Consider the following 1,429-nt stretch of genomic DNA (forward strand, 5'->3'; position numbering starts at 1 on the left):
ACCACATTGACTGGCAGCACCCGTTGTCCCGCGGTGACGCCCGGATGCAGTTCCAAGGAGAACTCTTTCAGGGATTCGCGCTGCGCCAAGGCGAAATCGGTGACCTGCCGAATGGCGAAGTCAATATCGGCGCGCACGGCCGCCGGCACGTCCTTAGTCTGCTCCCGGATCTGAGCGGGCGTAAGGACGATATCGCCACTCCAGCCGTCGAGTTGTTTGGCGTACTGACGCACGGCGTCTTCTCCGCGCGCCTGGATCTCGGCAAGCATCTCTGTCACGACCTTCTGTGCTGTCGCCGTTTCGCTCTGGGGCGTCTTTTCCGCTTTTTTCAGATACGAGATCATTTCTGCAGGTCCTCAAGTTGGAGACATAAATGTAAGCGCTTTCATTTTTATGTACACACCCCCCAAATGTGGGTCGGCCTCGAATGAAAGCGCTTTCATCAGAGGATAGTCCGTTCACTGCGGACCGCAAGGAAGGGTTTTCCCCGAGGGGTGTACTCGCGCCAGCTGTAGTCGCTGCAGCACCCCTCACAGATCGGCGACAATAAGGCACTGGGACGGAGAGCAATGAAAGTGCCTAAAACGAAACTTGAAGATGTAGCGAGGCTGGCCGGCGTCTCCATGGCGACAGTCTCGCGGACACTCTCCTCACCTTCGTTGGTGCGTGAAGATACTTTGGCGCGCGTGCGACATGCAATTCAAGCACTCGGATATGTCCCGGACGCTTCTGCACGGACGTTGGCTTCTGGTCGATCCCGAACAATCGCAGCCGTTGTGCCTACTCTGGACAACGCCATCTTCTCGCATGCCATCCAGGGGATGCAGGGTGTGTTGGCCGCGAACGGCTACCAACTCCTCCTGGGCTCCCACAACTACGACTCTCAGACCGAGATGGATGTCGTCCGCGCATTGTCAGAGCGCGCCGTCGATGCCATGGTTCTGGTCGGCGCCGACCACGCTCCTGAAACGCTCTCAGTCCTACGGCAATCCGGCACGCGGACTATCATCACGTGGGCGTTGTCGAACGAGTACCCCTGCATCGGGTTCGATAACTTTGAGATCGGAGCGCTCGCGGCCAGATACCTGTTTGATCTTGGGCATCGGCACTTCGGCATGATTTCCGGTATCTCGCGGAACAACGATCGCGCACGATTACGCACCGAAGGCTTCGTCAGTACTTTGCGAGCTTTGCGTGCCGAAATCATCCCCGGCGCGGCCTGCGAGCAGCCCTACTCGTTTGCTGGAGGCCGTACCGGACTGCGAAACATACTTCGCGAGGCATCGACCAGGCCTACGGCGGTCTTTTGTGGCAATGACGTGTTAGCGCTCGGTTGTCTGTTCGAGGCAACAGCGCTAAACCTCAAAGTGCCTGATCAGCTTTCGATCGTTGGCTGCGATAACCTTCCGATTTCGGCTGAAGTCACGCC

The 1,429-nt window shown here is 58.0% G+C and carries 2 protein-coding genes; one reads left to right on the forward strand and one right to left on the reverse strand.

Annotation, left to right across the window (positions count from 1 at the left end; genetic code table 11):
• On the reverse strand, positions 1–344 hold a 344-nt coding region (locus E1J61_RS35715), incomplete at its 3' end, for a histidinol dehydrogenase (protein WP_207951306.1).
• Positions 345–569: 225 nt separating this feature from the next.
• Between E1J61_RS35715 and E1J61_RS35720 the strand changes: the two genes are divergently transcribed.
• A partial coding sequence (locus E1J61_RS35720) for a LacI family DNA-binding transcriptional regulator (RefSeq protein ID WP_133098500.1) occupies positions 570–1,429 on the forward strand: 860 nt, incomplete at its 3' end.

This window comes from Cupriavidus sp. L7L (assembly GCF_004353535.1).
Taxonomy (GTDB): Bacteria; Pseudomonadota; Gammaproteobacteria; order Burkholderiales; family Burkholderiaceae; genus Cupriavidus; species Cupriavidus oxalaticus_A.